The sequence below is a fragment of the Sphingomonas sp. DG1-23 genome (assembly GCF_030730875.1).
Lineage (GTDB): Bacteria > Pseudomonadota > Alphaproteobacteria > Sphingomonadales > Sphingomonadaceae > Sphingomonas.
This window is the reverse complement of sequence record NZ_JAVAMA010000012.1, coordinates 58,377-70,903: the sequence shown is the minus strand read 5'-3', so window position 1 is coordinate 70,903 and position 12,527 is coordinate 58,377. Positions and strand designations below refer to the sequence as shown.

Sequence of the window (12,527 nt, the reverse complement as noted above, 5' to 3'; positions counted from 1 at the left end):
GACGGAGCCCGGACGATCATTCCGCATCGAATTTCGCCCTGAGTTGTCCGAGGGCGCGATATGCCTTTTGCAGATCCTTCTCGACCGAGCTGAGGCTCACCCCCAATTCGCGCGCGATCGCGGCCTGGCCGAGCCCGTCGAGCCGGCACTTGCGGAATACCAGCTCGACCCGCGGCCCCAATCCGGCGAGCGTCGACTGGACCTCGCGCAGCCGTTCGCGCGCGATCAGCCCGCGCTCGCCGGTCGGCTGCTCTTCGCCCGGGAGGGTCTCGTGCCAATCCTGATGGCGGCGGTCGCGGCTCACGGTCGAACGACGACGATCGCGGACGAGATTCTCGGCCGCGCGGAACAGATAGGAAAGCGGATCGGCGATCGGCTGGGAAGGCGCAGTCGCCACACGCTGCCACAGATCGTGCAGCGCATCCTCGGCGTCGTCGCTCATCCCGCGCGCCGCGAGGAAGCGGAGCAGCCGGCTGCGTTCGTTCAGGATGACGCGCTGAAGCCCGCTGATGTCCTCGTCCCGATTCATTGCGCGCGGCAAGGCACGCCCCGGAGCATTTGCCAACCCCTTCCTGCGATATTCGGGACGCGAAAACCGACCTGCTGCTGCAAAGGAGATTCCATGGCGGTTCAGAAGTCGCGTCCCTGCAATTGATCGGCACGCGCCCGGGCGAAGGCGGAGATATGGGGGGCGTCGGGCGCGATCCAACCCCTCGCCGGCGCCGGCGCATCGCCCTCCAGATAGGGCAGCGGATCGACTGCGCGGCCATCGATGCGCACTTCGAAATGGAGATGATTGCCGGTCGAGCGCCCGGTCGATCCCATCAGCGCGACGGCTTGCCCGAGCTCCACGCGATCTCCGCGGCGCACGAGAACCCTCGACAGATGCGCGTAGCGCGTTGCGAGCGCGCCATCATGATCGATCTCGACCATTTCGCCATAGCTTCCCGCCGCGCCGGCGAAGCGCACCACGCCGGGTGCCGAGGCCAGTACCGGCGTGCCGAGGCGGCCCGGCATGTCCACGCCATAATGCATCCTGGAAACCCTGCGGAACGGGTCCGCGCGCCGCCCGAAGCGCGACGAGAGCTTCGGAAGCGTCGCACCGATTTCAGGTGAATCGCGATGTTCTTCCGCGATCTGCGATTCAGGCGCGGGCGCCGCATCGACGGCGCGCGCGCGAAAGACGGGGCTGTTGCCGCCGGGAAGTTCGGTGATGCCCGGCGCCACTGGTCCCGGGTCCGGGGAGGACAAGAGCGCGAGAACCAGATGGAGGGGTAACAGGCCGGGCATCATTGTTCTGACGGAGCCGATCGGGTCGATCCGTAAGCCCGGATCGAAAAAAATTCCGCCGCGCGAAATATTGCGGGAACCCGTTCCAGGCTCCGTCTCACTCCCCGTCAGTACATGCTTTTTCAGCCAGGGAGGCCGAGATGAACCCCACCGAACGCCGCATGCTCGACATGCTCAAAAAGGGTCGCGATCGCTTCGGCGTCGTCGCGGTCAAGGCGGAATTCGAGGCTGAGGGCACCCGGCCCGACGAATTCCTGCGCCTGCTCGAGATCGCGCATCGCGCCGATCTCAAGGTCGCGCTCAAGATCGGCGGCTGCGAGGCGGTATCCGATCTGCTCGCGTCCAGGCTCTACGGCGTCGATCATATCATCGCACCGATGGTCGAGACGCCCTATGCGCTGACCAAGTTCGCCGAAGCCCGGGACAAGACCTATGGCGGCAATGCCGAGGGCGCGCAGTTCCTGTTCAATCTCGAGACCGAAGCGACGTTGCGCAATCTCGATGCGATGCTGCCGATCGCCAAGGCGAAGCTCGACGGCATCGTCTTCGGCCGGGTCGATTTCACGCTTTCGCGCGGGCTGCCGCGCACGGCGATCAACGACCGGCAAATCACCGACGCGGTGCTCAAGGTGGCCGAAGCCTGCGCCGCGAACGACCTCACGCTCGTCGTCGGCGGTTCGGTCGCGGTCGAAGCCGGTCCGGCGCTTCGCGAGATCCGCGGCGTGCGGCTGGATCGCTTCGAGACCCGCAAGGTGATCTTCGATGGCGCCGCGGCGGAATCCTCGCTGTTCGATGCGGGCATCGCCAATGCCGTCGCGTTCGAGCTGGCGTGGCTCGAGAACAAGCGCGATCACTATCGCGCGATCGCCGACGAGGATCTGTCGCGTATCCGGATGATCCAGGAACGCAGCGGCGGCGCCGCGATCGGTCGTCTGGCGAGCGTGGCCGCCTGATCACTCATGTCGTTGCACGAGGAGGTTTCGGCGCTGCTGCGCACCGTCGCCGCGCAGGTAGTGATCCCGCGGTTCCGCGCGCTCGCCGGGCATGAAGTGACGATCAAGTCCGCGGGTGAGATCGTAACGGTCGCCGATCGCGAGGCCGAGTTCCGGCTGCACGACGGGCTCGCGGCGCTCGGCCTCGGTGCGCGGATCGTCGGTGAGGAAGCGGCAGAGCGCGATCCGGCTCTGCTCGACGATGTCGGCGATGGCCTTGTCTGGCTGATCGACCCGCTCGACGGTACTGGCAATTTCGCCGCCGGACGCGCGCCGTTCGGGATGATGATCGCACTGGTCGAAGATGGCAGCCCGGTCGCGGGGTGGATGTTCGATCCGCTGAGCGGGCGCCTCTGCCACGCCGCGCGCGGGCTGGGCGCGACCTGCGACGGCGCGGTTGTCCGGGCCCGCCCGACCGGCGCGGCGCGGACGCGTGCGGCACTGGGGACGCAATTCCTGGACCCCGGGCTGCGCGAACGCGTGCACGCGCATGCCGATCGGCACCTCGCCGTCGTCCCGATCCCGCGCTGCGCCGCCGAAAGCTATCCGCGACTCGTATTCGGCAGCGACGACGTCGCATTGTTCCAGCGCATCCTGCCCTGGGATCATGCTGCGGGCGCGCTTTTCCTCACCGAGGCCGGCGGCCGCATCACCCATTGGGACGGCGCGCCCTATCGCGTCGGCGGGAGCGGCGCCGGCGTCCTCGCCGCCGCGAGCCCGGGCCTGTGGGAACAGACCGCCGAAGTCCTGCTCGGCCCTGCCGCCGGCCTCATCGAACTGGATTGCCTCGTCTCATGATTGCCCGATCCCTGCTTCTCGCCGGCTGCGTTCTCGCGGTCGCGCCGGTCCCTGCCGCGGCGCAACTCGCGCCGCCCGTCGCCGGCGGGCAGCAGCAACAGCAGGCCGATCCGCTCGCCCGCCGGGCCGGAGCGGCGCAGGCGGCGATCCCGCCCGCCGAAGTCTCACCTTACCAACCGACGGTGATCGAGACCCCTGCCCTCGATCCGCGCGTTTCGGCCGAGCAGCGCCAGCCCGCAATGCCCGCCAGGCCCACGCCGCCGAGCGAATTCGAGAGCTACGTCTCCGCAGCCGCCGGCACCCAGCTGCGGCGGTTCGGCGCCGATCTGCTGGTCCCCGGCGCACGCGATTTCACCGCCGGACCGAGCGCTACGGTTCCACCCGATTACCGCCTCAATCCCGGCGACGAATTGCTGCTCGGCCTGACCGGCTCGGTCCAGGCGGCCAATGTCCGCCTGGTCATCGATAGCGAGGGCCGGATCTTCGTGCCCCGGATCGGTGCGATCACGGTTGCCGGCGTGCGCTATGGCGATCTGCACGACGTGATCGCGCGTCGCGTGAACCGGCAATATCGCGGCTTCCAGCTCGAAGTGTCGGTGGCCCGGCTGCACGGCGTTACGGTCTACGTCACCGGGTTCGCCGCCTCACCCGGATCCTATACCGTCGGCAGCCTGTCGACTCTGGTCAACGCGGTTCTGGCCTCGGGCGGTCCGGCGGCCGGCGGCAGCTTCCGTTCGATCCAGCTCCGCCGCGGCGGCCGTACCGTCTCGGATTTCGATCTCTACGATCTGCTGCTCAGGGGCGATCGCAGCGGCGATGCCGTGCTTCAGAACGGCGACGTCCTCTACATCGCCCCCGCCGGCGAGCAGGTCGCAGTGATCGGCAGCGTCAATCGCGAGGCCATCTTCGAACTCGCTCCCGGCGAGACGATCAACGACGCGATCCTCTACGCCGGCGGCGTCAACACCGTGGCGGATTCGAGCCGACTGATGGTGTTCGATTCGCTCGGCCGCGAGCAGAATGGCTGGGAAGAGCTGACCGCAGCGGAAGCGACGACGCGCGAGGCCCGCCGCGGGGACATCGTCCGCGTGCTCTCCAATGTCGGGATCGCCCGGCCGCTCGAGCAGCAAGCGGTGCTCGTCACGATCAGCGGCGAAGTGTCGAAGCCCGGCCGTTATTACTTCAAGCCGGGCACCCGCCTCGCCGACGTGGTGGCGCAGGCTGGCGGACTGACCTCGCAGGCCTTTCCCTATGCCAGCGTCATCACCCGCGAGAGCGTCAAGGCGCAGCAGCAGCAGAGCTTCGAGCGCGCCGTCGAGGATGTCGAACTGCTGTTGACCTCGCAGCCGGTCACCTCGGCGAACCGCGCCCAGCTTGTCCAGCCGGCCAATCTCACGCTGGTCCGCTCGATCGTAGAGCAGTTGCGCGAGCGCAAACCCAATGGACGCCTCGTCTTCGACCTGCCGGTGACCGCCGATGCCCTGCCCGGCGCGCTGATCCTCGAGAATAACGACACGATCTATGTGCCTCCGCGGCCGGTGACGGTCGGCGTGTTCGGCGCAGTGCCGACGCCGGCGTCTTTCGCCTGGCGCGACGACGCCACGATCGGCGATTTCCTAACCTCGGCGGGCGGCGTGCAGAAGCTCGGCGACAAGAGCGAGGTCTTCGTCGTGCGCGCCAACGGCACCGTGCTCGCCGACGGCAAGCGCGTGCTGCGCGCCCGCGCTCTTCCGGGCGACCTCATCTACGTCCCGATCGACGCCAATCGCGGCGAGTTCTGGGCGCGGCTGCGCGACATCACCGGCACGTTGTTCGGCGGACTGGTCGGCGCCGCCACGATCAAGAGCCTCGCCGAATGAGCCTGATCTCGGACCCCCGACGCCGCCGGATCGGCTATGCGGCACTTGCCATCCTCCTCGCTTTGCTGTGCGTTTTCCCGCAGCCTTATGTCGCGCGCGCCAAAATGGTGCCGCAGGACAATAACAGCATCGGGCTCGGCTCGATGATGAACGCGCTGGGCGGGCAGCTTCAGGGCTTCGCCGCCTTGTTCGGCGGCGCCAAGCAGCCGATCGACATGTACCTCGCGATCGCCCGCGGCACCGAAGTCACCGATGCAGTGATCGCAAAGCTCAAGCTGGTGGGTCCGGGCGGCTATGCCAGCCAGAATCGCGCCCGCACCGCCTTGGCAAAGAAGGCCGACATCCACTCGCTCACCGGCGGGATCGTCGAAGTCGAGGTGCGCAGTCACGACAGCGCGCAGGCCGAGGCGATGACGCGCGCCTATGTCCAGGCGATCAGCGACCGGATCATCGCGCTGGGTCGCGACCGCGTCCGCCGCAAGCGCGACGTCGTCCAGCAGCGCTTCAAGGAAGCAGCCGACCGCGTGGTCAAGAGCGAGGCTGCGCTCAACGACTTCCGGCGCCGCAACCGGCTCGCCGAGCCCGAAGCCCAACTCGGCTCGGCGCTGGCGGTGCGCGCCGGGCTCGAGGCGCAGCTCCAGGCCAAATTGGTCGAACTGCAGACCCTCCAGCGCTTCCAGGGCGAGGAAAATCCCCAGCTTCAGGCTGTCCAGTCCGAAGTCGCGTCGCTGCGCACCCAGATCGCCCAGACGACCAGCCCCGGCTCGGGAGCAGCCGGCCCCAACGTCGCCGGTCTTTCCGAAGTCTCGGGCGAATATCTCGACCGCTATCGCGACTATCGCTTCGCGCAGGCGCTGTACGAAGTCTATGCCCGCTCGTCCGAAGAGGTCGCAGTGGAGACGCTCGCTGCCGAGACTGCGTCGGACGTCCAGCTGATCGAGGCACCGCGGCTCGATGCCGACCGCAAGTACAACATTCCCGCGGTGGCTCTGCTCGCGTTGCTGATCGCGCTCGCCTTGTTCACCGAGATCTATGCCCCCGCGACCGGCATCGATCTGCGCTTCGGCCGCAAGGATGCGGCGCAGTGACTCCGGAATTGTCGATCGTCATTCCCTGCTTCAACGAGGAGGAGAATGTCCGCGCGATCTGCGCTGCGGTGACCGCCGAGGCGGCGCAGCACGCGCGCTCGCACGAGATATTGCTGATCGACAATAACTCGACCGACGCCACGCGCGAGCATATGCGCGCCTTGTGCGCCGAGGATCCGCGCATCCGGGCGATCTTCAACAATCGCAATTACGGCCAGATGCGCTCGCCGACCTATGGCATCTACCAGGCCGAGGGGGCGGCGGTGATCGGCATGTGCGCCGACTTCCAGGATCCGCCGGCGATGATCGGCGATTTCGTCCGTCAGTGGCGCGCCGGCGCGCAGATCGTGCTCGGCCAGCGACGTTCGGAACGGACTTCGCCATTGCTCGGCGCGATACGCCGGCTCGGCTATGCGTTCCTGCGCAAGTTCGGCGACTATCCGGTGATTCCCGGCGCGACCGGCTTCGGGCTGTTCGACCGCGAGGTCGTCGACACGTTGGCAGCGTGGAACGAGCCCGAGCCCTTCTTTCGCGGGATGCTGGTCGAAAGCGGCTTCCGGCTCGCGGTGGTCCCCGTCGATCGGCCCGAACGCGCCGCGGGGACGAGCAAGAACGATTTCGCCGCGCTCGCCTCGTTCGCGCTGTCCGGGCTGGCCGGATCGGCCAAGTCGCTGCTGCGGCTGCCGATCGTTCTGGCGCTCTTCGCCGCGGGAATCGCATTGCCGCTGCTCGTCGCCGCGACCGTCGCGGCACTGACGGGCGGCCCCGGCCTCGCGTTGCTCGGCTTCGCGGTGGGCTTCGGGATGTTCGCGATGGTGCTGCTGTTCCTCGGGCTGATCGGCGAGCAGGTTCGCATGCTGGCAGAGCGCAGCCGCAACGTGCCGCTGGTGATCGAGGCCGAGCGGATCAACTTCCCTGCCGAGCGCAAGCGCCCCGCCGCGCGGACCCTGATCCGGCGGCCATGAGCGGCCGCCTGCGCCTCCTGCCCGAACTGCTGCTCGCGCTCGCGGTCGTGGTGAGCGTGGTGTCGACGGCCATGGCATTTCGCGCGACGGGCTATCTGCCGCAGCCGTTCGTGTTCGATACCAACGACACGTTCATGGACTGGTTCAACACCGCATTCTGGGCGAACCGTCCGGGCGCCTACGATGTCTGGCGGAGCATCTATCCGCCGCTGTCCTTCGTGTTCCTCGACATTTTCAGCCTGCCCGGCTGCTATCTCCAGTCGCCCTTCCACGCCCGCGATTGCGACTGGCTCGGCACCGCGACGATTTACGGCTTCTACCTGCTCGACGTGGTGCTCGTCTGGCTGAGCTTCCGCCGGGCCGATCCGCGCACCGCGCCGATGCGCGCGATCGCCTTCGGGCTCGGCCTGCCTTTGCTGTTCACCCTCGAGCGCGGCAATCTCATCCTCGTCGCCTTCGCATGCTTCGTGATCGCCCACGGCCCGCTGGCGACCCGCGGACCGTGGCGCTGGCTGGCGGCGGCGGCGACGATCAACTTCAAGCCCTATCTGCTGCTGCCGGTGCTCGCCCATGCGGTGAAGCGCGACTGGCGGGCGCTCGAGCTGACGGCGATCGTGACGGTCATCGTCTATCTCGTCACCCTTGCGATCGTCGGGGCGGGCACCCCGATCGAGCTCGTCGCCAACACCGCCAACTGGGTGGTGTTCCAGAGCGGGCAGGTGTGGAATGAGATCCATTATTCAACCAGTTATGCGCCGTTCCTGCTAATCCGCAATTCGCAGATCCCGGTGCTCCAGTTCGTGCCTTCGCGGACCGTCGAGACGATCGAGTTCCTCGTGCCGATCGTGATCCGGGCGAGCCAGGCGATCGCATTGATCGCGCTGGCCGGGGCGTGGCTCCAGCCCAAGGCGCTGCCGCTCCACCGCGTCTCGATCCTGCTGCTCGCCGCTTACCTGGCGACCCAGTCGCCGGGCGGTTACACCCAGACCTTCCTGCTCTTCCTCGTCCTGCTCGAACCGTGGAAGGGCATCGGCCCGATCGTCGCGATCGCCTGCGCCTATCTGCTGTGCCTCGTCACCGACTGGCCGCTGTCGACCGTGCTCGAACTGTCGACCAACTCGTGGCTGAGCGGCCAGCCGGTGACGCCGAGCTTCGGGCTGGCGATCGGGCATTTCGTCCGCCCCGGGCTGGTCGCGCTGATCCTGTGGGCGCTCGCGCTCGACAGCATCGTCCGGGTGGTCCGCGCACACCGCAGCCACCGCCCTTCGCTCGGACTGGCAGCGGCATGATCTTCGAACAGGACCTGGCGGCGATCGACAAGACGCTCGCGCCGCTCTGGCCGCGGCTCTCGGGCGCACGGATCTTCATGACCGGAGGCACCGGATTCATCGGCCGCTGGATGCTCGAGGCGCTGGCGCGTTCGGGGATCGACGCCGACGTCACCCTGCTCAGCCGCGACCCCGCAGGCTTTGCCGCGCGCCTGCCCCGTCTCGCCGGACGCTTCCGGCTGGTGGCGGGCGACGCGACCAGCTTCACCGCGCCCCATGCCGATTATACCCATGTCATCCACGCCGCCACCGACGCGAGCGCGGCGCTCAACGCCAACGACCCGCGGCGGATGTTCGAAACGATCGTCCACGGCACCCGCCGCGCGCTCGATCTCGCTTTGGACTGCAACGCCGTCCGCTTCTTCTTCCTGAGCTCGGGCGCGGTCTACGGCGCCCAGCCGCCGCACGTGACGCATGTCGCCGAAGACTGGCGCGGCGGCCCCGATCAATGCGATCCGCTCTCTGCTTATGGCGAAGGCAAGCGCGCCGCCGAGACGCTCTGCGCGATCTACGCGAAGCAGTTCGGCCTCGACGTCGTCAATGCGCGCATCTTCGCCTTGCTCGGGCCGCTGCTCTCGCTCGACACGCATTTCGCCGCGGGCAATTTCATCCGCGACGCGATGCAGGGCCGGACGATCCGCGTCACCGGATCGGGCGAGGCGGTGCGCTCCTATCTCTATGCCGCCGATCTGACCGTGTGGCTGTGGACGCTGCTGATCGCCGGCGAAGCGGGCACCGTCGTCAACATGGGCTCGGAAGAGGCGGTGTCGATCGCCGATCTCGCCCGCCGTACCGCCAGCTTGCTCGGCGGACCGGGCGTCGAGATCCTCGGCCGGCCCGATCCGGGCTGGAACCCCGGCCGCTACGTGCCCTCGAACGCGCGTGCGCGCGCCGAACTCGGCGTCGCCGCGACGGTCGGCCTCGACGACGCGATCCGCCGCACCGCGCTCTCCAACGGATGGAAACCATGACTAAAGTGAAGCTCGCCGAGTGGGTGGCGAATACCCTCGCAGCACATGGCATCGACCATGTCTTCATGCTCACCGGCGGCGGCGCGATGCACCTCAACCACGCGCTCGGCACCCACCCGAAGCTCGCCACGACCTTCACCCATCACGAGCAGGCATTGTCGATGGCGGCCGAGGCCTATTACCGGCTGACCAACCGGCTCGCGGTGGTCAACGTCACGTCGGGCCCGGGCGGAACCAATGCGATCACCGGAGTCTACGGCGCCTATGTCGACTCGATCGGCATGCTGGTGATCTCGGGCCAGGTAAAGACCGAGACCACGGTTCGCGCCACCGGGCTGCCGTTGCGCCAGTTCGGCGATCAGGAGCTCGACATCGAGGAGCTGGTCCGCCCGATCACCAAGTACGTCACCATGGTCACCGACCCGCTCAGCATCCGCTACCATCTCGAAAAGGCGCTGTATCTCGCCACTTCGGGCCGGCCGGGACCGGTGTGGCTCGACATCCCGCTCGATGTGCAGGCCGCGAAGATCGACCCCGATCAACTCGCCGGCTTCGATCCCGCCGAGCTCGACGAGCCGTGGAAGGCGACCGATCTCGACGCGGCGGCGATCGCCATTCTCGACAAGCTCCGGACGGCCGAACGTCCGGTTGTCTTCGCCGGAAGCGGGGTGCGGCTGAGCGGCGCGCATGCGGATTTCCTGCGGCTGATCGACAAGCTCGGCATTCCGGTCGTCACCGGCTGGAACGCGCATGACGTGCTGTGGAACGCGCATCCGCTCTATGCCGGACGGCCGGGCACGGTGGGCGACCGCGGCGGCAACATGGTCACCCAGAGCGCCGATCTGCTGCTGATCCTCGGCAGCCGGCTCAACATCCGCCAGGTCAGCTACAACTGGAAGACCTTCGCGCGCGAGGCCTACAAGATCTGGGTCGACATCGACCCGCTCGAATTGCGCAAGCCGACCGTCTCGCCCGACATGCCGGTAATCGCGGACCTCGCCGACCTGATCCCCGCGTTGCTCGAAGCACCCTATGCGGGGCCGACGCCCGAACATCAGGAATGGCTCGAATGGTCGCGCGAGCGCATCCGCCGCTTTCCCGCGATGCTCCCCGAATATCGCGACCATGGCCCGACCATCCACCCTTATGCCGCGATGCATGCCTTGTTCGCGCAGCTCGGCGAGGACGATGTCGTGGTCACCGGCAACGGCAGCGCCTGCGTGGTCAGCTTCCAGGTCGCCGAGATCCGGCGCGGCCAGCGGCTGTGGACCAATTCGGGCTGCGCGACGATGGGCTATGACCTGCCCGCCGCGATCGGCGTCTGCGCCGCGACCGGCGGCAAGCAGCGCGTCATCGCGATCGCCGGCGACGGCAGCATCATGATGAACCTGCAGGAGATGCAGACCATCGCGGGGTACGGCCTGCCGGTGAAGGTCTTCCTGATCAACAACAACGGCTATGTCTCGATCTTCCAGACCCACCGCAACTTCTTCAACGGCGTCGAGGTCGGCGGCGGGCCGAAGAGCAACGTCACCTTCCCCGATTTCTCGAAGGTCGCGGCGGCGTTCGGCTTCGCCTATGTCCGCGCGGAATCGCACAATCAGCTCCCTGGCGCGATCGAGGCGGCGCTCGCCGCCGACGGGCCGGTGGTCTGCGAGATCATGGTCGACGAGCATGTCGCCTTCGCTCCCAAGCTGAGCGCGAAGCCGCACCCCGACGGCCGGATCACCTCGCCGCCGCTGGAAGACCTGTCGCCGTTCCTGCCGCGCGAAACACTGCGCGAGAATATGCGCATCGCGTTGCTGGAGGAGGAATGATGCGCGGCGAACGGCCGTTGCGCTTCATGCTCGCCGGCGCGGCCAACACCGCGTTCGGGCTGGCGATCTACCCGCTCCTGCTGTGGAGCGTTCCGACGTTCCACACGCATTATCTGATCGCGCTCGGCGTCGCGCAGGCGATCAGCCTTTGCTTCGCCTTCGCGACCTACAAGATCGGCGTGTTCCGCACCCGCGGCAATGTCGCGCGCGAATTCGGCACCTTCTCGAGCTTCTACCTGTTCAACTATGCCGCGAACTGGGCCGCGCTGCCGTTGCTCGTCGAACTCGGCGGGATCCCGCCGATCGTCGCGCAACTCGGCTTCACTGCGGTGCTGATCGTCGGAAGCTGGTTCTGGCACAGCCGGGTCACCTTCCGATCCGCCGGGCGGCTCCTATGAGCGACTTTCTCCACCGCGCCTGCCCGGCGTGCGGTAGCGTCGAACGCGCGGAAGAAGCCCACAGCCCGGTCCGCGCCGAAGCGATGACGCTGGAGGCATTGCGGCCCTATTGGTCGGGGCTGTTCAGCGAGAAGCGCTTCTTCACCTATCATCGCTGCGCCGGCTGCAGCCTGCTCTACAATCCCGTCTTCTTCGACGGAGCGCGTCTCGGCGAGCTTTATTCGAGCATGGCGCCCAATATGGAGGCCGTTTCCAACGACGCCATCGCGGCGACCCAGCGCGGCTATTTCGACGCAGTCGCGGCGGACGGCGCGCGCGATGGCGGCTATCTCGAGATCGGTCCCGATACCGGCCATATCGTCCGCGAGGCTGCCCAGCGCGGCGGCTTCGCCCATTTCTGGCTGTTCGAGCCCAATCGCGCGATCCACGACGCGCTGCGCGCTTCGGCAGGGGACCGGCCGGCGACCTTGCTCACCGACATGGAGGACCTGTCGCCGGTGCCCGAGGGGTCGATCGGGCTCGCGGTAATGGTGCATGTGCTCGATCATCTGCTCGATCCGTTGGCGATGCTGGCGCAGATCCGGACCAAATTGCGCCCCGGCGGCACGCTGCTGATCGTCACGCACAACGAGAAGTCGCTGCTGCGCAGCCTGATGGGAGTGCGCTGGCCGCCCTTCTGCCTCCAGCATCCCGAGCTCTACAATCCGGCGACGATCGCGGCGTTGCTCGACCGCGCCGGCTATGCCGACGTGGAGGTGACGCGCAGCCGCAACTATTTCCCGCTCCCCTTTCTCGCGCGCCAGGCGGCGTGGACCGTCGGGATCAAGCTCGATCGCGTGCCGCTGCCGGAAGTGTCGCTGGGATTGCGGCTGGGCAATATGCTGACGCTGGCGAAGGCGGGATAATCCAGCTCTCGTCATCCCCGCGAAAGCGGGGACCCATCTCCTGCGGGGTCGACAAGAGCCCCGGTGCGAGAGCGGAAGATCCGGGAGATGGGCCCCCGCTTTCGCGGGGGTGAAGG

General features: G+C 67.6%; 12 protein-coding genes. 10 read left to right on the top strand and 2 right to left on the bottom strand.

All coding sequences use genetic code 11. The annotated features are described in order from the left end of the window. Positions 1–16: 16 nt before the first annotated feature. Together Q9Q95_RS17720 and Q9Q95_RS17715 are read right to left on the bottom strand one after the other, a co-directional pair. Positions 17–529 (bottom strand): RNA polymerase sigma factor, encoded by a 513-nt coding sequence (locus Q9Q95_RS17720; RefSeq protein ID WP_306098478.1) that lies wholly within the window; start codon positions 527–529, stop codon positions 17–19. A gap of 101 nt (positions 530–630) precedes the next feature. Then, positions 631–1,227: a M23 family metallopeptidase gene (locus tag Q9Q95_RS17715; protein WP_306098477.1), complete on the bottom strand. Its 597-nt coding sequence runs from the start codon at positions 1,225–1,227 to the stop codon at positions 631–633. A gap of 203 nt (positions 1,228–1,430) precedes the next feature. Here Q9Q95_RS17715 and Q9Q95_RS17710 point away from each other — a divergent pair, with 203 nt between their 5' ends. From Q9Q95_RS17710 to Q9Q95_RS17665, 10 genes are read left to right on the top strand one after another with little or no spacing between them, the layout of a single operon-like run. Beyond that, positions 1,431–2,243, top strand: coding sequence for an aldolase/citrate lyase family protein (locus tag Q9Q95_RS17710; protein ID WP_306098476.1), 813 nt, complete (start codon positions 1,431–1,433; stop codon positions 2,241–2,243). A 6-nt stretch (positions 2,244–2,249) separates the two neighbouring features. Then, positions 2,250–3,080 (top strand): inositol monophosphatase family protein, encoded by an 831-nt coding sequence (locus tag Q9Q95_RS17705; protein WP_306098475.1) that lies wholly within the window; start codon positions 2,250–2,252, stop codon positions 3,078–3,080. Continuing rightward, entirely contained in the window at positions 3,077–4,939 is a 1,863-nt protein-coding gene (locus Q9Q95_RS17700; RefSeq protein ID WP_306098474.1) for an SLBB domain-containing protein, read from the top strand. The genes Q9Q95_RS17705 and Q9Q95_RS17700 overlap by 4 nt, the downstream gene beginning before the upstream one ends. Then, the gene (locus Q9Q95_RS17695) at positions 4,936–6,027 is read left to right on the top strand and encodes a capsule biosynthesis protein (RefSeq protein ID WP_306098473.1); all 1,092 of its coding nucleotides are present in this window, start codon (positions 4,936–4,938) and stop codon (positions 6,025–6,027) included. The genes Q9Q95_RS17700 and Q9Q95_RS17695 overlap by 4 nt, the downstream gene beginning before the upstream one ends. Next, complete coding sequence (locus Q9Q95_RS17690) at positions 6,024–6,992, top strand: glycosyltransferase (protein ID WP_306098472.1); 969 nt, start codon at positions 6,024–6,026, stop codon at positions 6,990–6,992. Before Q9Q95_RS17695 ends, Q9Q95_RS17690 begins: the two co-directional genes overlap by 4 nt. Next, the gene (locus Q9Q95_RS17685) at positions 6,989–8,281 is read left to right on the top strand and encodes a hypothetical protein (RefSeq protein WP_306098471.1); all 1,293 of its coding nucleotides are present in this window, start codon (positions 6,989–6,991) and stop codon (positions 8,279–8,281) included. The genes Q9Q95_RS17690 and Q9Q95_RS17685 overlap by 4 nt, the downstream gene beginning before the upstream one ends. Continuing rightward, positions 8,278–9,291: an NAD(P)-dependent oxidoreductase gene (locus Q9Q95_RS17680; RefSeq protein ID WP_306098470.1), complete on the top strand. Its 1,014-nt coding sequence runs from the start codon at positions 8,278–8,280 to the stop codon at positions 9,289–9,291. The genes Q9Q95_RS17685 and Q9Q95_RS17680 overlap by 4 nt, the downstream gene beginning before the upstream one ends. Further along, entirely contained in the window at positions 9,288–11,108 is a 1,821-nt protein-coding gene (locus tag Q9Q95_RS17675) for a thiamine pyrophosphate-binding protein (protein ID WP_306098469.1), read from the top strand. The genes Q9Q95_RS17680 and Q9Q95_RS17675 overlap by 4 nt, the downstream gene beginning before the upstream one ends. After that, a complete protein-coding gene (locus Q9Q95_RS17670; protein ID WP_306098468.1) occupies positions 11,105–11,506 on the top strand; it encodes a GtrA family protein in 402 nt (133 codons plus the stop codon). The genes Q9Q95_RS17675 and Q9Q95_RS17670 overlap by 4 nt, the downstream gene beginning before the upstream one ends. Beyond that, positions 11,503–12,411: a class I SAM-dependent methyltransferase gene (locus Q9Q95_RS17665; protein ID WP_306098467.1), complete on the top strand. Its 909-nt coding sequence runs from the start codon at positions 11,503–11,505 to the stop codon at positions 12,409–12,411. The genes Q9Q95_RS17670 and Q9Q95_RS17665 overlap by 4 nt, the downstream gene beginning before the upstream one ends. The last annotated feature ends 116 nt before the right edge of the window (positions 12,412–12,527 follow it).